13 protein-coding genes are annotated in these 17,557 nt (G+C 67.2%); 10 read left to right on the top strand and 3 right to left on the bottom strand.

Annotated features, from left to right (window positions below):
• Positions 1-62: 62 nt before the first annotated feature.
• Complete coding sequence (locus tag IG88_RS0125915; protein ID WP_234332296.1) at positions 63-761, top strand: DUF317 domain-containing protein; 699 nt, start codon at positions 63-65, stop codon at positions 759-761.
• A 2,046-nt stretch (positions 762-2,807) separates the two neighbouring features.
• Positions 2,808-4,244 (top strand): DNA phosphorothioation-associated putative methyltransferase, encoded by a 1,437-nt coding sequence (locus IG88_RS0125900; RefSeq protein WP_031045853.1) that lies wholly within the window; start codon positions 2,808-2,810, stop codon positions 4,242-4,244.
• A gap of 5 nt (positions 4,245-4,249) precedes the next feature.
• Here IG88_RS0125900 and dndA read toward each other — a convergent pair whose 3' ends face one another.
• A complete protein-coding gene (dndA, locus tag IG88_RS0125895) occupies positions 4,250-5,395 on the bottom strand; it encodes a cysteine desulfurase DndA (protein WP_031045851.1) in 1,146 nt (381 codons plus the stop codon).
• A 75-nt stretch (positions 5,396-5,470) separates the two neighbouring features.
• On the opposite strand from dndA, the gene dndB reads away from it, so the two are divergent.
• The 8 genes from dndB (at position 5,471) to IG88_RS0125855 (ending at position 15,682) form a co-directional block, all read left to right on the top strand.
• Positions 5,471-6,601, top strand: a complete 1,131-nt coding sequence (gene dndB, locus IG88_RS0125890; protein ID WP_037836665.1) for a DNA sulfur modification protein DndB — start codon at positions 5,471-5,473, stop codon at positions 6,599-6,601.
• Positions 6,598-8,091, top strand: coding sequence for a DNA phosphorothioation system sulfurtransferase DndC (dndC, locus tag IG88_RS0125885; RefSeq protein ID WP_031045846.1), 1,494 nt, complete (start codon positions 6,598-6,600; stop codon positions 8,089-8,091). Before dndB ends, dndC begins: the two co-directional genes overlap by 4 nt.
• A complete protein-coding gene (gene dndD / locus IG88_RS0125880; RefSeq protein WP_031045843.1) occupies positions 8,078-10,069 on the top strand; it encodes a DNA sulfur modification protein DndD in 1,992 nt (663 codons plus the stop codon). Before dndC ends, dndD begins: the two co-directional genes overlap by 14 nt.
• Positions 10,059-10,439, top strand: a complete 381-nt coding sequence (dndE, locus tag IG88_RS0125875; RefSeq protein WP_031045840.1) for a DNA sulfur modification protein DndE — start codon at positions 10,059-10,061, stop codon at positions 10,437-10,439. Before dndD ends, dndE begins: the two co-directional genes overlap by 11 nt.
• Positions 10,440-10,738: 299 nt before the next feature.
• Positions 10,739-11,209: a hypothetical protein gene (locus tag IG88_RS0125870; protein WP_031045837.1), complete on the top strand. Its 471-nt coding sequence runs from the start codon at positions 10,739-10,741 to the stop codon at positions 11,207-11,209.
• On the top strand, positions 11,206-11,607 hold the full coding sequence (locus IG88_RS0125865) for a GIY-YIG nuclease family protein (protein WP_031045835.1): 402 nt from the start codon (positions 11,206-11,208) through the stop codon (positions 11,605-11,607). The genes IG88_RS0125870 and IG88_RS0125865 overlap by 4 nt, the downstream gene beginning before the upstream one ends.
• 9 nt (positions 11,608-11,616) lie before the next feature.
• Complete coding sequence (locus IG88_RS0125860; protein ID WP_031045831.1) at positions 11,617-13,350, top strand: ATP-binding protein; 1,734 nt, start codon at positions 11,617-11,619, stop codon at positions 13,348-13,350.
• 184 nt (positions 13,351-13,534) lie between these two features.
• Positions 13,535-15,682 (top strand): DNA sulfur modification protein DndB, encoded by a 2,148-nt coding sequence (locus IG88_RS0125855; RefSeq protein WP_051852053.1) that lies wholly within the window; start codon positions 13,535-13,537, stop codon positions 15,680-15,682.
• 598 nt (positions 15,683-16,280) lie between these two features.
• On the opposite strand, the gene IG88_RS0125850 is transcribed toward IG88_RS0125855, so the two are convergent.
• Positions 16,281-16,958 carry a hypothetical protein gene (locus IG88_RS0125850; protein WP_031045825.1) on the bottom strand — a complete coding sequence of 226 codons (678 nt, stop codon included), beginning with the start codon at positions 16,956-16,958 and terminating at the stop codon, positions 16,281-16,283.
• 79 nt (positions 16,959-17,037) lie between these two features.
• On the bottom strand, positions 17,038-17,490 hold the full coding sequence (locus IG88_RS0125845) for a hypothetical protein (protein WP_234332295.1): 453 nt from the start codon (positions 17,488-17,490) through the stop codon (positions 17,038-17,040).
• Between the last annotated feature and the right edge of the window lie 67 nt (positions 17,491-17,557).

Raw genomic sequence — 17,557 nt, 5'->3', positions numbered from 1 at the left:
CCCCTGAGCCCACGGAGGCGCCCCTGAACCCGCACCATCCCTCTGATTCCTCTCGCCCCGCCTTGCCGGACCTGGTGCGCTGGGTCACCCCGCGTCATCTGGCCGGCGACGACGACGCCCTCGCCGAGCGGGTCGGTGACACCCTCACCGGCCTGGGATGGCGTATGTGGCCGACCTCCCGCGACACGCTGTTGTACGTGAGCCCGGACGAGCTGCGCGGCGCAGAGTGGGTCCTGGCCAGCAGTCCGTTCACGCTCGGCGGCCTGCGGGTGGCCCTGCAGATCTCCGCGCGTTCGGATGCCGGCAGCGCGCTGGTGCAGTGGAACGCATATTTCACCACCGGCGTGCCGCACGAGGCACTTCACGACTTCCTCGTCGGGCTTGACGCGAGCGCGGTGCCCGATACGGGCTTCGACGCGCCCGAGACGGTGGTCACGGCGTTGAGCGCGCAGGGCTGGATCCGTGACGTGGACCGTCCGTTCACCGCCGCCACGGACCCCGGCTTCGCCTCGCACGTTTCGCTCGAGATGCTGCCGGACCTGATCGCCGACGCTGATCTGCGGGAGGACCTGATGGGCTGGCAGGCATGGGCCGAGCCCATCTTCGGTGCCCCCTATCTGTGGTGCGCGAACTTCAGCCCGAGCGTCCCCAACGAGCTGGTCGCACTCTTCGCGGCCTCGCTCGCATCCCCGGTCCCGGTGGCACGCCACCGGCTGCCGCAGAGCGCGGAGAACCGCCTCACCATCGTCCACCGCGGCTGACAACAGGGCCCGGCACCCTGCCAGGCCCTGCCTTCGCCAGGCCGCGTACACGCCTTCAGCCCCAGAAAGAGGCATCCCTGACGAACCCGCCCCCCGCCGCCGAGGCTCAGCGCTGCGAGCACTGCGGTTCCACCGGCTTCCTCGCCCGCAACCGCGACCTCGCCGAGGCGCCGGCCTGGGGCATCGACTGCCACGAGCAGGCCGACACCGCCCAGGCCCTTGCCGGCCACCCCTGCGAGGATGGCTGCGCCCTCGCCACCGAGCACGACGGACTGTGTGCGTACGCGTCTGACCACTTCCTCCCCGCCGCCTACCTCCACGGAGGTTCCTTGTCCCTGCCGCTGATCCGGCTCGCCATCGGCCGCACGAACGGCACCGCCCACTATGGCGTCCTGCTCGACGCCACCCAGCCGCTGGCCGTGACCATGAGCGATTGTGATAGGCGGTGCTGGCTCGTGGTGCTGGGTGCCATTTTGCCTGATCAGAGCATGTGCGGCGTCCTGATCCGTGATTCCTCGTTGTACACCGTCCAAAGGCGTCCGGCCGCGCCTTTGCCGCACATGGCCTCACACCGCAGTTCGGTAGCGCCCCCGCGAGTATTGTCGCTGTTCTACAGACTCACCCGAGGGGTGAGAAGTTAAGGTCTTCACTCCCAGACGCGTCCGGTGAGAGAGACCCGGCACCGGCAACGCCGCCGCTCATGTCGGCGTCGGCGCGCTTTCCGTAGAGCTCGTAACACGATCACGGGCAGGGGTTATCGAGGCGCCTCCAGGGCTCGCCTTGAAGACCTATAGCTACTGAGTGACGTGTACAGCCACGCATCTGCTCTCCAGCCTTCCGGACGTTTGATCGACGGCGCGTTCCCTCGCCACCACCTTGCGTCGAGACCGGCAACGGTCACGCCGCGAATCCCGTCCAGGGCCGTGACTCCGATGGAATGTCAGTGCCCGGAGATTCGATTCGACCATCACGCGGGACACGGCCCGTGCCAAAGCTCAAATTTTCTTCGGGTCGATTAATCCCGGCGAGCATCCAGTCCTAGGGGAATCGCATGCAGCGCATTCCTCACTCTCATCGCTCACGGCAGACGCGAATGACTGGATATCTTGATCCACTCCATGTCAACGTGGACCTATTCGAAGAGCTCACCAAGTCAGCGAGGGCGGCTGGCGGCTATGAGCACGAAAAGTCACGACCATCAGCCAGGCGCTTATGAGCGACATGGTTCAGACCGACCATTGGAGTTTGTTGATGAGGCCAGATAACCCGGCTACCAAAAGAAGCGTAACAGCATTGCCGAAGTGGCTTGCTCGGCGTCCTCGCGACCGCAGGGGCTACCCGATCTCGTACGTTACGGCAATTCGCCCCGACGGACTTCCTGATTTCACTGAGGTCGACGGCGCTCGACGTCTGGAGTGCATCCGTGACGGGTTGTGCGGTCTGTGCGGTGCCCCTCTTGACTACTGGCGGGCCGTGATCGGTGGTCCTGCAGTGATCCGGCGTCGCCTGACACTGGATCCTCCGATGCACGTTGAGTGCGCGACCTTTGCGGCTACGGACAGGTCTGCAGGGTGCCCATTCTTGCTGCACACTGGCACAGCCCGCTACTCAAAGTCTGCTATACCCGGCGCGCCGGAACGCCCCAGACGCATGTTCTTGGCGACCACCCGCTCTCACCAGCTGGTGCGCGACGGCGCCGACGTCCTCGCCCGTTGCGCGGCGTTCAAAGAGGTTTGGGAGATCCGTGACGGAAAGCTGGTCCCCATGCGTGAGATCGTCCACTACGAACCACAGGGGATGACGTAACAGGAACGCCGGATGTCCTCGCCGGCGGAGTCATGAGGGCGGGAGCCCTCCGGGCACGGAAGGCTCCCCCTCGCTTGACGGTCAACGCTATCCTCGAGGGAAAGCCCTGGTGGACCACTAACCTTGGTCGTATCCCCGGGGCTGAGACGTACCCCGGGGATTCCGGCGCTCAGGGTGTTCGACGGCCATCCCGTGGGACGCAGCCGGCCCGTCAGTTGAGCGCGCGTAAGGACGTGATCAATGGACGATGGTGACTGGGGGAGCGAGCGTCGGCTGACTGCGATCAGCAGAGGTGGGCTCTCGGTTCCAGCCCGCCAGGCGATCGTCGACAGGCAGATCTTGCCCGGCGGTACGGTTCTCGACTACGGCTGCGGGCGTGGGGAGGATGTGCGCGCGCTGCGGCACATGGGGTGTGTAGCGGTCGGCTGGGATCCGTTCTACCAGCCGGACGTGCGCGTGGAGCCGTGTCCAGTCGTGCTGCTGACCTACGTCCTGAACGTCATCGAGGACCCCGCGGAGCGGCATCGCACTCTTCGGCGCGCCTGGGAGCTGGCGGGCACGGTCTTGATCGTTTCCGCGCGTCTGAACTGGGAACGGTCGAAGGTCAGCGGTGAGGAGTACGGCGACGGCCTGCTGACCCGGCGCAAGACATTCCAGCACCTGTATGGGGCCAGCGAGCTGCGGACGTACGTGGAAGAAGTCACGGGAGTCCGTGCTGTCTCCGCATCGCCGGGGATCCTTTACGCCTTCAAGGACGACACGGCGCGGCTGAGCTACCTGGCGCGTCGCATCATCGCCGACGACCAGTGGCTAGCTTCCGACGACACGACCTCCGCAATTGCCGCGCTGGTCGACCACGTGGAGCGTCGCGGCCGGCCGCCGCGGCTGGAGGAGATGCCCGTACCCACGGCCCAGTTGCTGGAGCATCTACGTCCGGCCGAGGTGAACCGGCTTGTCCGCGAATCCGCTGACCCGGCCAAGGTGGACGAGGGAGCCAAGCGGACGACCCTCAACACACTGCTGTTCCTCGCGGTGGAACTGTTCAACGGCCGGGGGCCGTTCACCAGCCTGCCGCTGACTGTGCAACTGGACATCCGGGCTTTCTTCTCGTCCTACAAGGAGGCATGCCAGCGCGCGGACCGGCTCCTGCTCAAGCTGCGGGACGACACCTACGTCCGCGGGGCGATGAACGCCTCCGCGGTGGGCAAGCTGACGCCCACCGCCTTGTACGTCCACCGGCGCGCTGTGGGACGGATGCCCACGGTGCTGCGGCTGTATGAGCATTGCGCGTCGATCGCTGCCGGGCGCCCGCCGACGTGGACGGTGGCAAAGCTCTGCCACCGCGGACGAGCGGTCAGCTGGCTGGACTACCCGGACTTCGACGGCGACCCCCACCCCCGCCTGCTGACGTCCTACCAGGTGGATCTCACAACGTTCGAGACCTCCCACCACTCCTACGGCAGCCGCGACAACCGGCCGCTCCTGCACCGCAAGCACGAGTTCCTCCACCCCGACGACCCGGACGCGGCCAAGTACCGGCGGCTGACCGAGGCCGAGGTGCGGGCCGGCTTGTACGCAAACCCGCACCTGATCGGCACCGAGAAGGGCTGGGAGAGCGAACTTGCCCGCTGCGGAAGAGCCCTGCGCGGGCATCGCCTGGTACGCACGCAGGCATGAGGCGGTCAGGAGCGCGGCTTCAGCTTCGCGATTCCTCGGGCCAGCTCTTCGACGTCCAAGTCCGTTGCCTGACCGGGGACCCAGGAGAAGCGCAAGCCGTTCGAGGCCGCTTCCTCGGACAGCCCCATGGCGCGGAGCACATGGCTGGGGGTGTACGAGGCGCTGGTGCAAGCCGAGCCGGTCGCGACCGCGACCAGGTCTTTGAGGGTGACGAGGAAGGCCTCAGCGTCCACGTCCTCGAAGGACAGGTTGAGGATGTGCGGAACGACGTGCTCCTGGTCGCCGTTGACCTGGAAGCGTGTCGACGCAAGCCCGGCCAGGAACCGGGAGCGCAGGTCCTGGGCAGCGGCCTGCCACTGGGCGTGCTCGGCTTCGAAAATCTTCGCCGCCTCGGCCAGTCCCATGATCAGGGGCACGGGCAGGGTGCCGGGACGCAGTTTCCGCTCCTGGCCGCCGCCGAACATGATGGGTTCGAGGGGGACCCGCTCGTCGTCCATCTCCTCTCGGCGGCGGGTGACCAGCGCTCCCACACCCTTGGGAGCGCCGATCTTGTGGCCGCTGATGCTGATCATGTCGATGGGGGCGGTGAGGTCGCCGGGTACCTTGCCGTACCCCTGGGCTGCGTCCACGTGCAGGTAGGTGGGGGTGGCCCGCAATTGCCGCGCGAGGTCGGCGACCGGCTGGATCACCCCGGTCTCGTTGTTTACATGCATCAGCGACACCAGGAGGGTGTCCGGCCGCAGCCGTTCCATCACCGCTTCCACCGTGATCCGGCCGGAGGGGCCGGGCTTGAGGAAGTCGACCTCAAAACCGCGGCCAGCCAGGTGTTCCAGCGGTTCCAGGACCGCCTTGTGCTCGATGGCGGAGGTGATGATGTGGCGCCGGCCGGTGCGCTCGCCGTAGGGGGCGAGCCCGAGCAGGGCGATATTGTTGCTCTCCGTGGCGCCGCTGGTGAAGATCAGCTCGTCGGGCTCCGCGCCCACGGTGTTGGCCAGGTACTCGCGCGCCCGCTCCACCCCACGCTTGGCCCGGACGCCGTACTCGTGGCGGCTGCCCGCGTTGCCGAACTCCGCGGTCATCCAGTGCAGAACGACATCGGCCACCCGCTGGTCCACGCGCGTCGTCGCCGCCGCATCGAGGTACGTCACCATCGAACCCAACCCACCTTCGAGCGTTAATCTGCACGTCCTGTACGTCATCTACCTGACGTACGATAGCGTGAGCGAGTGGGATCTTCTGTTGCTTCTCAGCCCGTCGAACCGGCGACGTCTGCCGGATTTGAGTACGTTTTTCCGGCTATCCGCGGCATCCAGGCCGGGCGCGAGTTCTACGTGTCCATGTGCCCGCTGCGGCTCATCCCGAAGATCTTCCTCTTCGACGAGGACGAGCTGGCACCCGAGGTGCGCGCCCAGCGGATCTTGAACAAGGGGCGGCTGCCGGCGCTGACGCGCTACATCGTCGACAACCCGAGCGACTACGTCTTCAGCGCGCTGACGGCCTCCGTCGACGGCGACATCCACTTCGAGGGCATCGCGGACAGTGGCGTGGGGATGCGGGCCGGCCAGATCCGGATCTCGATGGCCGCACGGTTCCTGATCAACGACGGTCAGCACCGGCGTGCCGCGATCGAACAGGCACTGAAGGAGAATCCCGATCTGGGTGAGGAGACGATCGCCGTTGTCTTCTTCCACGACGCCGGACTCGCTCGCTGCCAGCAGATGTTCGCCGACCTGAACCGGCATGCCGTACGGCCGCCGCGCTCGATCGGTGTTCTGTACGACCACCGTGACGATCTGGCGACCACGGTACGGCTGCTGGCGTTGCGCGCACCGGTGTTCAAGGGCTTCGTGGAGATGGAGAGTTCCACGCTGTCCCAGCGCTCGCGCAAGCTGTTCACCTTGAGCTCGGTGTACTACGCCACCCAGTCCCTGCTACAGGGCCTGGAGATCACCAAGGAGCAGTCCCAGTCGCTGGCCGAGGCGTACTGGGGCGCGGTCGATGCGGTGATACCGGAGTGGAAGCTGGTGCGGCGCCGGGAGCTATCGGCTTCGGAGGTGCGCCGCGACTACCTGCACAGCCATGGGATCGCGCTGCACGCGCTGGGGCGGGTGGGCAACTCGCTGCTGCGCAAGTCGCTGGCGCCGCGGAGCTGGACTCCGACGCTCAAGCGCCTGTCGTCGGTGGACTGGTCGCGCGCCAACACCGACTGGGAGGGGCGCGCGCTGGTCGGCGGGCGGGTCTCCAAGAGCCACCACAACTTGACCTTGACCGTGAACTACCTGCGTCACCACCTGGGGCTCGAGCTGAGCGCCGAGGAACAGCGTGTGGAAGACGCCTACCTGCGAGGAGAGAAATGAGCACCCCCAAGGCGGCGCCTTTCCAGGACCGGCCTCTGGCGGAGGTCGTCGAGGAGTTGACGGAGGAAATCCGCGAGCTCTACGTCGCTGACGAGGTGCCGTGGGTGGTCGGCTACAGCGGCGGAAAGGACTCCACCGCTGTCCTCCAGCTGGTGTGGCTCGCGCTCAAGGACCTGCCAGCCGAGCAGCGCACCAAGCCGGTGCACGTGATCAGCACGGACACCCTGGTGGAGAACCCCGTCGTCTCCGCTTGGGTGGGCCAGTCCCTGGACACCATGCGTACCGCCGCGCAGGAACAGAATCTGCCCATCGAGTCGCACAAGCTGACCCCGGAGATCAAGGACACCTTCTGGGTCAGTCTGATCGGCAAGGGCTACCCCGCGCCCCGTCCGAAGTTCCGGTGGTGCACCGAGCGATTGAAGATCAAGCCGTCGAACGCCTTCATCCGGCGCGTCGTACGCCGGCACGGCGAGGCGATCCTCGTGCTGGGAATCCGCAAGGCGGAGAGCCAAGCCCGGGCACGGGCGATGGCCCGGCACGAGAAGGGCCGGGTCCGCGACCGGCTCTCGCCCAACGGTAACCTCCCCAACTCCCTCGTCTACAGCCCCATCGAGGCGTGGTCGACCGAGGAGGTGTGGGCGTTCTTGATGCAGTACCCCAATCCGTGGGGCCACAAGAACAAGGACCTGCTCACGATGTACCAGGGCGCCTCGGATGACTCCGAGTGCCCGCTGGTTGTCGACGACAGCACCCCCTCGTGCGGCGACAGCCGCTTCGGCTGCTGGACCTGCACGCTGGTGGAGCAGGACAAGTCGATGACCGCCATGATCCGCAACGACGACGAAAAGCAGTGGATGCGGCCACTGCTCAAGCTCCGCAACGAGCTCGACGACGTCACCAAAGAGGCCCAGACGCGGGACTTCCGCCGCATGAACGGCAACGTCCAACTGTTCGGCGACCGTCCCATCCCCGGCCCCTACAAGCAGTCAGCCCGCGAGGACTGGCTGCGCAAGCTCCTCGCCGCCCAAGCCCAGGTCCGCAAGAGGGCACCCGAGCACGTGCGCAACATCGAGCTGATCTCGATGGCGGAGCTGCATGAGATCCGCCGGATCTGGGTCTTTGAGAAGCACGAGGTCGAGGACTCCCTGCCGCAGATCTACGAGGAGGTGACCGGCGAGAAGTTCCCCGGCCCGCCGCTGGACGAGCAGCTCGTCCTGGGCGCCGAGGAGATCGGCCTGCTCAAGGAGGCGTGCGAGGACGACCCGATCCACTTCTCGATGACCCGGGAGCTCCTCGCGATCGAGCGCCAGTACCGGACGATGACCCGGCGGGCCGGCCTGTTCGAGGCCCTGGAGAAGGCGATCAAGAAGGGCTACTACGAGGACGCGGACGACGCGCTGGCGTTCGCCAAGCGGCTGCAGGAACTGCGCGAGAGCGACCCGACCCAGACGATGCTGGACGAAAAGATCACCACCGATGCACCTGCATAACCTCACGCTGCACGACTTCGGCGCCTACCAGGGCCGGCAGAGCCTGGATCTGCGGGTGAAGCCGAAGCGCCCGATCGTCTTGATCGGCGGCCTGAACGGCTGCGGCAAGACGACCCTGCTCGACGCCATCCAGCTCGTGCTGTACGGGCCCAGGGCCCGCTGCAGCGGGCGCGGCAACCGCTCGTACGACACCTACCTGCGCGAGAGCATCAACCGCGCGGCCGATGCCAGCCGGGGCGCCGAACTCCGGCTGGAGTTCTCGATCACCGTCGAGGGTCGCCCCCGCACCTACGAGGTCGCCCGTACCTGGTTCGTCAGCGGCAAGCAGGTTCGGGAGAGCCTTGCCGTCACGGTGGACGGCAAGTACGACGACACGATCAGCGAGAACTGGGCTGAGCACGTCGAGGAGATCCTCCCCCTCGAGGTGGCCTCGCTGTTCTTCTTCGACGGCGAGAAGGTCGAACAGCTCGCCGACCCCGAGCGGGCCGCCGGCGTCATCGAAGCCGCCGTCCAATCCCTCCTCGGCGTCAGGGCCGTCGAACAGCTGCGGACCGACCTGCTCGCCCTCCAGCGCCGCCAACGGCTGTCGCAAGAGGACCAGGGCATCCTCGAACAGATCCGCGACCTCAAAGCCAAGTCGCAGGCCGCAGCCCAGGAGGTGACCGACCAGAGCCAACTCCTGGCGCAGGCCACCTCGCGCCTGGACGTTGCCCAGGCCCAGCTCGCCAAGATAGAACGCGACTTCGAACGCGCCGGCGGAAAGCTGTACGAGGAGCGGCGCGGGCTCGAGGCTGCGAAGGAAGCCACGGCGGAGCGTCTGGCCCAGACGCAAAAGGACCTTCGGGGCCTCGCCGAGGGACCCCTGCCGCTCCTGCTGCTGCGCGAGCAACTGGCAGCACTGCGGGAGCAGGCCGTGCGCGAGCAGGAGGCGGCCGAGGCTCGTCAGGTCATCGGCGTCCTGGAGCAGCGCGATGCCTGGCTGGTCGACCAGCTACTGGAAGGCGTGCCGGCCGCGGCCCGCACCGCGCTGAAGAGGAAGCTGACCGCGGACCGCAAGAAGCGCGCCTCCGCCACTGAACTGGCCCTGGACCTGTCCCTGCCGTCCGACCTCGCACAGAAGCTGTCGGCGCTGGAGGAGGTGCTGGAGGCAGACGCAGCCCGCACGGCGGAGCTCCTTCGCGCTGCGGACAAGACCGTGCGCGAACTCCAGCAGGCCGAGCGCCAGTTGGCGGCGGTTCCCGACGAGCAGCAGATCAAGACTCTGATCGAAGACCGCCAGCAGGCCGCTGAAGCCGTCATCGTCGCCCGCGCCACAGTGGAGCATCACCGGGCGCTGGTCGCGGAGGCCAAATCCCGGCATGAGCGCCTAGAGGCAGATCTGGAGCGTGCGCGGCAGAAGAGGGTCAGGACGTTCATCCGCGAGGAGGAGCTCCAGCGCATCATCACCTACGCGGACAAGGCCCGCAGCACCTTGGAGCGGTTCGGCGAGGCGCTGCTGCGCAAGCACATCAGCAGCCTGGAAGTGGCTGTCCTGCGCAGCTTCCAGACGCTGATGCGCAAGAGCGGGCTGATCAAGGACCTGCGGATCGACACCGACAAGTTCACGCTCGCGCTGACCAACCGCGACGAGGAAGCCATCGACCCCGCGCGGCTCAGCGCCGGAGAGCGCCAACTACTGGCCATCTCGCTGCTGTGGGGCCTGGCCAAGGTCGCAGGCAACCGTCTGCCCACGGTGATCGACACCCCGCTCGGGCGTCTGGACAGCCGCCACCGCGAGCACCTCGTCGACCGGTACTTCCCGCATGCCGGTCGACAGGTCCTCCTGCTGTCCACGGACGAGGAGATCGACGAACACCTCCTGCAGCGGCTGAGGCCGTCCATCGCCCACAGCTACGTCCTCGTCCACGACGACACCACGTTCACCACCCGCGTCGCGGAGGGCTACTGGTGGACCGAGGGAGTCCTGCATGCCGTCTGAGATCACTATCCGGCTGTCCCAATCCGCCAAGGACCAGCTGGCCTGGCTCAAGCGCCACACCGGACTGACCCAGTGGAACGAGCTGTGCCGGTGGGCGCTGGCACTGTCCCTGCGCGACCCCTCCACCCCGCTGGTGCGGGACATCACCACCGACTCCAACGTGGAGATCGCCTGGAAGACCTTCGCTGGCCCGCACGGCGACATCTACCTGTCGCTGCTCAAGCAGAGGTGCGTGGCTGACGGGGAGGAGCCCACCGACTCCGCCGTGAGCAAGACGCTGCTGATCCACCTGCACCGCGGCATCGGCTTCCTCGCCGGACGCCAGGACCTGCGCTCCATCCAGGACCTCCTCGCCATCACCGCCGAGTAGGGCAACGACGACCAGGGCCCGCTTCCCGCACGCTTCGGGAGGCGGGCCCTGGCACGTCCGCCCGCGGACGACTGCCGACGCTCCGTCAAAAACCTTCGTGGTTCGTTGCAACAACCGTGTCTGCCGCCCGATCTCTATAGGTGGAGGGGGTCGCAGGGCCCGAAGCAGCCAGCTTCGGCGAAACGCCGTCACCTGTCAGTCCCGTCCGGTACTCTCATGCAAACAACTCCATAACACCGCTTCACCTTTCGGACGTGTGCCACCGCATGGGGCCCACCACCAGACATCCCGGAGCGAACATGATCAGCCACCCCGTCGCCGGGGCGGTCACAGCTCTGCAGAAGCAGGCGCTGGCCAGCCGCGACACCTACGAGCTCGACCGCATCGATCGCGCCCTCGACGAGCTCCTGCGCAACCCGACGGACGCCTCGACCCCCGCTCAGCACCGCATCCGGTCGGCCATGGGGCACGCCTACGAGACGCTGGAGCGGCGCCGCACCATCGCACCCCTCATCCCGCTCAACCACGAGCGCGCCGACCACGGGCACACCGACGCCCGCTACCTGGTCGTGGAGATCCTCGCGTGGCTGCAGGCCGAACCGGAACTCGCCAGCGCCGAGCGCGATCTGCTCGGCGACCTCGCCCGTGGCCACGACGCCACCTCCATAGCCCACCACCACGGTGTGCCGCTGCCGCGGATGCGCGAGCGCATCAGCCGCGCCCGCCGCCACGCCAGGACGCTGTGGCGCAATGCGGAGGCAGCGGCGTGACACCCAGGCCCATGCGGCTGCGGCCCTGGCTCGTACGTGCCCTCATCCCGCCGCAGCGGATCGGCACCTACGTGCTGTACACGGCGACCGGCCACCCTACCTACATCGGCCGCAGCGACACCGACATCCGCCGTCGGCTCCTTCGGCACTGCACCGACCGGCACGGCGACTACTTCACCTACGACGTGCACCCCAGCGTGGCCGGAGCCTACGACGTCGAGTGCGCGCTGTTCCACCTCCTGGCGCCGCACGTGTCCAACCGCATCCACCCCGACCGGCCCGACTTCCACCCCACGCCGTGCGCGTTCTGCCTGCCCGGGCAGCGCGCCGCGCGACAGACCCGCATTCACGCCCAAACCCGGGGACGCCACGAGTCCCTGCCCACTGACGCAAGTTAAGGACCCATGATGGCGAACACCCCGCTCTTCCTCGCTCCGGACGACCACCGCGCTGAACTCATCCAGGTGGACCGCGCGCTGGACTCCATGCGCGACGCCGGCTTCGACCTCACCGCCGCCATCGGTGAGCCCCTGGACAACTCCATCGAGGCCGAGGCCACCTTGATGCGCGTGCTGCCGGTCTTCGGCCGCGGCAAGAAGACCATCGACAGCATGATCATCGCCGACAACGGCATCGGCATTGACCCCACCCAGATGCACCACGTGCTCTCCATGGGCTACAGCAGCCGCTACGGCAAGCGCCAGGGCCTGGGACGGTTCGGAGTCGGCCTCAAACTCGCCGGCCTCAGCCTGGGCGAGCGCATCGACATCTACAGCAAGCAGACCGGCAACCCGAAGATCTACCACAGCTACATCGACCTGCAGGAGATCCGAGACGGCAAGCAGCACTACATCACCACCACCGAGGCCGAAGCCTGGCCCGCAGAGGCCGCCAAGCTGATGGTCGGGCGCGACGACCGGCCGTTCGCCTCCGGAACGGTCGTGGTGTTCGGAAAAATCGACCGGCTCTCCAGCGGCGGCACCTACGGCACCTCCCTCGACCAGAAGATCGCCGAACTGCGCAAGTTCATCGCCCGTGCCTACCGGACCTTCATCGACACCGGCCGGGTGTTCGAACTGGACGGGAAGGTCGTCACCCTCCACGACCCGCTCTTCCTCCGGGACAACCCGAGGATCATCTCCCGGTACAAGCCGCTCGACCCGCGCGGCGAACTCATCGAGGAGACCGACCTGAACATCGACGGCCACAAGGTGCACGTCGCGGTCGCTATCGTCCCCAAGGAGTTCCGCCCCTGGCAGGGTGCCGGCGGCGAGGTGGACTACAAGGGTCAGGACATCACCGAGTTCCAAATCAACGCCGACAACACAGCCAAGATCAGCATCCTGCGCAACGGCCGCGAGATCTACTACGACATCATCCCGCGCCTGCTGGAGGGCGGACGCAGCGACAAGGTCCTGCGCTACGTCGCGGTGGAGGTGAGCTTCCCCGCCGAGCTGGACGAGTACTTCCAGGTACGCAACGTCAAGCGCGGGGCGGAGCCGGTCAGCAAGCTGCGGACCGAACTGCGGGAGTGGCTCAAGCCCCCGGTGAAGCAGGCCCTCAGGCAGGTCCGGGCACTGTGGAAAGAGACCGAGACCCAGAGGCGGTTCGAGAACGGCGAGCACAGCGGCAGCATGGACACCGCCTCTAAGGTCGTCCCGGCCCTTCCCAGCGGCCTGGCCGGCCGGGGGGCGACCCCCGAGCAGGAGGAGAAAGTGGTTCAGCAGGCCGCTGCGGACATGGGCCTGGACGCCAACGAGGACGCCGCCAAGATCGAAAAGCTTCGCGAGCAGATCAACTCCAAGCCCATCACGCTGCTGGACGCCCAGTGGCCGGGCAAGGAGTTCCTGGTGATCCACCACCTCAACGGCAAGTCCGTGGTCAAGCTCAACCACCGCCACGCGTTCTTCGAGCGGGTCTACGCACCCTTGAAGAAGGTCGCCGACGAGGGCGCACAGGGCATGGAGCCGGAGGAGCTCACCGACCTGGCCCGCCGAGCGGAAGCCGCCATCGACCTGCTGTTCATGGGCTACGCACGGGCAGAGGGCATGTACGAGGACCCCGAGCGGTTCGATGACCTGCGCACCTACTGGGGCATGTTCACCGAAGCGCTGCTCCGCGAGGAGTTCAAGGACCAGTAAGCCGCCGTGGGCGGGGCCGCCTCCGGCACCCCGCCCACGCCGCCGCTCCCGGGCACCACCGGCCGCCGAACCCGCGCGAGGCCCGACTCCCGGACCGTCGCCATCGCACCATCGCGCGGCTCCCGCGAGCACCAAGTCCCGCCGCCCGCCGCGGCACGACCGTCTTCAGAGAGGCAACGCAAGGATGTTTGGCTCAGGCTCCAAGATCACTTTCCGTGACTACGTACAGGGCACCTGGGGCAGCTTTGACACTCCCGCCGGCCGCGTCGACTACATCATGACGAAGGCCAGGCTGGGAGGGGACGCCGACGCGCCCGAGCGGCAGCTCACCAAGAGCCTGGCCCCGGTCCGGGAGGTCATGGACGCGGGCGACCTGGACTTCAACCAGTTGCTTCAACGAGACCTGGACGACCACCGGGTGGCGGTCAACCTGATCCCGTACCTGCTCAAGCAGAAGTCCACCGGTCCGGCATTCTTCCCGCCGATCGTCGCCGTGCTCCTGCCGTTCCAGAACAAGCGGCCGACCTCCTTTCCCGCGCTGGGCGCTCCAACGCCGGTCGAGCACGACGACGCGCAATGGCGCGAGGAGCGGGCTGGCAACGCCTTCCGTGTCCACCGCCTCCTCGACGCCGAAGGACAGCTCCACGGGGCGAACCTCGGCAAACTGTGGTGGAACCAGTCGGAGTCGAGCCTGGTCGTCCTCGACGGCCAGCACCGGGCGATGGCGCTGCTGGCCGTCGAGCGGACGCTCTCCCGTAGCTGGCAGGGCAGCGGCGCCCAGTTCCGCCCCTTCTACGAGCATCAGGTCGAGAGCCTGCTCCGCGAGTACCAGGTCTCCGAGGTAGACCTGGCAAAGATCGAGGTGCCCGTGACCGTCTGCTGGTTCCCCGGTGAAACCGGCGAGCCCTCACGGCCCCATGAAGCAGCGCGCAAGTTGTTCGTCGATGTCAACAAGGAGGCACGTCCCCCGAGCGAGTCCCGGATCATCCTGCTGTCCGACGGCGAGCTGTCCAACGTACTCACCCGCAGCATGCTGAGCGCCCTGCGCGGCCGCAGCGGCAGCTACCTGCCACTGTACGCGGTGGAGTACGACAACCCCGAGGTGAACACCAGCCGCCCCGCCCGCTGGTCGGTCATGACGAATATCCACCTGCTCAAGATGGCCGTCAACCGCTGCATCTTCGGCCCGCCCAAATACCTCACCAACCTCGCTCAGCCGATCAGCGGCAGGGAGAAGGCCGAGGAACGCGACCGCTTCATGCGCACCCAGCTCGACCTGGTCAGCCTCCTGCCGGAGTACCTCGACGACGCCGGCTATGCCTACGATCTGGACGGCATCGGCGACACCAAGTTCCCGCTCGGCCGCTCGGAGGCCCTGGCCGGCAGGTTCATGGACACCTGGGGCCAGGCCATCCTGACTCTGCTGTCCCGGACCGCACCCTACGCCGCCCACGCAGCAGCCCTCACCAGCTTCAAGGACAGCTGGCACACCGCGAACACCCACGCTCAGCTCGCCCATGACGCCCTGTTTGGCGGCGTCGGGATCTACTGGACCCTCCGCGACAGCTACGACCACTACCAGACCAATCGCACCCAGGACGGCCCCAAGCCCCCGAAGTCGGACGTGATCCGGGCCTGGGAAGCTCTGAAGGAGAAGGAGAGCGAGTTCGACGAGCACCGCGCGCACGAATACCTCGGCTCCGTCCGCCCCGACGCCATCAGGCGCTGCAAGGCCGCCTTCGGCGTGTTCAACACGCACGCCTGCCAGCTCGGAATGGTCATGACCCTCGGCTCCCTGTGGGAGATGCGCAAGAACCAGCCCGGCGGCGCCGACCTCAAGGACCTTCCCGCATTCGCGGAAGCCCTGGTCACCGCGTGGAACACCTTCTTCGAGATCGACCGCGGCCGTGCCCGCGACCGCAGGTACGCCTTCAGCAAGGACTCCAGCAACTCGATCAACCAGATCACCAACATGGACACCCCCAACGCGGTGTACTTCCGGTACTTTTGGATGCAGGCCCTCACCGTCCCTTCGGTTTGGCAGCACATCGCCCCGTGGCTCACCGATCGTGACGCCTTCGACTCGGGGCTCGGAGATGCCCGGCGTCTCTACCTGGACCTGTGCATCAAGCAGCAGTCCAAGGCACTGGAGGTCAACCAGCCCGCGCTCAGCCCTGGCAAGCGGGAGGAGCAGGCCAAGAAGCTGGCGACCAGCGCGCTCAAGAAGGCCCTTCGCAACTGGCCCCGCGCCGGTTTCCAGGCGAGCTCACGGGCCAGGTCCCCGATGGTCAAGCCGGTGAATCCTCCTCCATCGGCCCGGGGCTTGGAGTGAGCGTGCTCACTCCAAGCCCCGGGCCGATGGAGGAGGATTCACCGGCTTGACCATCGGGGACCTGGCCCGTGAGCTCGCCTGGAAACCGGCGCGGGTATGAGAGCTGCTGAAACAGATCGCAGCCATCACCACGCCCGCGGTCGAGGCCGGTTCGGACAGGAACCAGCCGGCGAGAACGCCCCCGATTGCGAGGGCGACCAGGAGTATAAAATGTCATTGGTATCGCGGCGCAGCATGACGGTCTTCCCTCAGTCTGTGAGCGTCTGGGCCCAGCTTTGTCCCCAAACGCTCGGATTCGGCGCCTGCCCGCACTGTAACTAGGGCGAAGAATTCTAGTGAGGCAGCTTCACGCTCCGTCATTGCTCCAGGATGCAGATATGCCCGCGGCGGCCGACCCATGCGACACAGGTACTGCTCGGACTGCATTCTGAGGGGCGCCCGCCGCATTGGCGAGGTGATCACTAGGTACCGCTGGCACCCAACCACGTACTGGACCAGGCGCTGGCCGCGCGCCCGCGGCAGCACACCAAGACCCGTCTGGGCAGCAGGCAGCCCCGCAAGCGAGGTGCACTTGCGGGGCTGCGGATACAACTGTGGGTTAGGAGTCGGCCTGGGCCTTGGCGAACGCCTCGTTGAGATGTGTGTCCACGAGTCCGGGCGAGCCGGAGACGATCAGCAGGACGCTGCCACTACGGATCGCCGTCTGCTTGACGACGCTGCGCTGGCCGCCGGCGGAGTAGGTGAGCAGCTGGCTCCACTGCTCCTCGCCGAGCTTGGGAGCGGTGCTCGTCTGAGTGGTCATGTCGATGGCGGTGCTGCCCGAGACGATCTGGTACTTCGGGCAGGAGGCCATCGCCTCGAAGATACGGCCGACGCCGTCGGACAGCTTGTTGGCGGTGTCGCTGTAAAGCTCCTCGCTCACCTCGGAGTCGGTGCCGCCACTGTAGGTGAACGCGACCTTCGCCTTGTTGGGGAAGTCGAGGCTCTGGCCGGTCGCCGCCTCCCCGCCGAGCTTGTCGAGGGCGGGGCAGCCGATCACCGTGACGTCGTCGTTGTGCTGAGTGCCCTCGGCTTTGCGTACGTAGCTCCCGCCCAGGTCCTTCTCGGTCAGGAGCCGCTTGCTCATTGCGGCCGAGGACAGCGGCTTGGCGTCGGCGGCGCCGCTTCCACCGCGGGGCGAGGAGGACGCCGTCGGTGCGGGGCCGGAGGGGTCGGCGGAGCAGGCGGTAAGGGCGAGCGTAGTCAGGACGAGGGCGGTCGTGGTGTGGTGACGCAAGTGAACCCCTTGGTGCGGAGCGGACGGTCTGACTGGGGCCGACACGCGATCCGATGCCGGCGGGAGGGGCTACAGGTGGTCAGTGGCCCAGGTGGCGCAGGCCGTCGTCCAGAGTGGGGTGGAAGCGGTCCACGGGACCGGAGTTGCGGTTGTACCAGGCCGGGTCCAGACGCGGCTCTGCGGTGTTGTGACCGGCGCGGCAGCGCAGCCAGATCGTGTCGTCGCGCATGCTGAAGACGATCCAGTCCCGGTACGCGCCGCACTGCGGGCACTCGCGAACCTCGCCGTCGATGACCAGCGGCTGCTCCCAGCGCATCATCAGCCCCTCGACCTCGTGGCGTGAGGGCACGCGAAGGTCCGGCGGCAGGAAGTCGGGCACCTCCTCGACGCCCTTGCCGTCCTGCCGGGTCGGCGTCGGGTCGGCGGCCGGGCTGACGAAGTCGGGCGCCGCCCAGGTCGCGTGCATCTCCAGCAGAGCCTGGCCGGCGAGCTGGGCGTCACGGAACTCGCGGTCAGCACGTCGTCGAAACATCTGTCCCCTTCTTCGTCGTTGATCGGCCACACGGAGAGTGCCCCAGGTCGCTGACCTGCTGCGACTT

The organism is Streptomyces sp. NRRL F-5650, assembly GCF_000721365.1.
Classification (GTDB): Bacteria; Actinomycetota; Actinomycetes; order Streptomycetales; family Streptomycetaceae; genus Streptomyces; species Streptomyces ardesiacus.
Note: the sequence above shows the minus strand (reverse complement) of the source record. Positions and strands in the feature narration are given on the sequence as shown.

Bases quoted from the DNA above. Each gene is read 5' to 3' on its own strand.
- IG88_RS0125900 (WP_031045853.1), top strand. From the start codon at position 2,808: ATGGACGATGGTGACTGGGGGAGCGAGCGTCGGCTGACTGCGATCAGC.
- dndA (WP_031045851.1), bottom strand. From the start codon at position 5,395: ATGGTGACGTACCTCGATGCGGCGGCGACGACGCGCGTGGACCAGCGG.
- dndC (WP_031045846.1), top strand. From the start codon at position 6,598: ATGAGCACCCCCAAGGCGGCGCCTTTCCAGGACCGGCCTCTGGCGGAG.
- dndD (WP_031045843.1), top strand. From the start codon at position 8,078: ATGCACCTGCATAACCTCACGCTGCACGACTTCGGCGCCTACCAGGGC.
- dndE (WP_031045840.1), top strand. From the start codon at position 10,059: ATGCCGTCTGAGATCACTATCCGGCTGTCCCAATCCGCCAAGGACCAG.
- IG88_RS0125870 (WP_031045837.1), top strand. From the start codon at position 10,739: ATGATCAGCCACCCCGTCGCCGGGGCGGTCACAGCTCTGCAGAAGCAG.
- IG88_RS0125860 (WP_031045831.1), top strand. From the start codon at position 11,617: ATGGCGAACACCCCGCTCTTCCTCGCTCCGGACGACCACCGCGCTGAA.
- IG88_RS0125855 (WP_051852053.1), top strand. From the start codon at position 13,535: ATGTTTGGCTCAGGCTCCAAGATCACTTTCCGTGACTACGTACAGGGC.
- IG88_RS0125845 (WP_234332295.1), bottom strand. From the start codon at position 17,490: ATGTTTCGACGACGTGCTGACCGCGAGTTCCGTGACGCCCAGCTCGCC.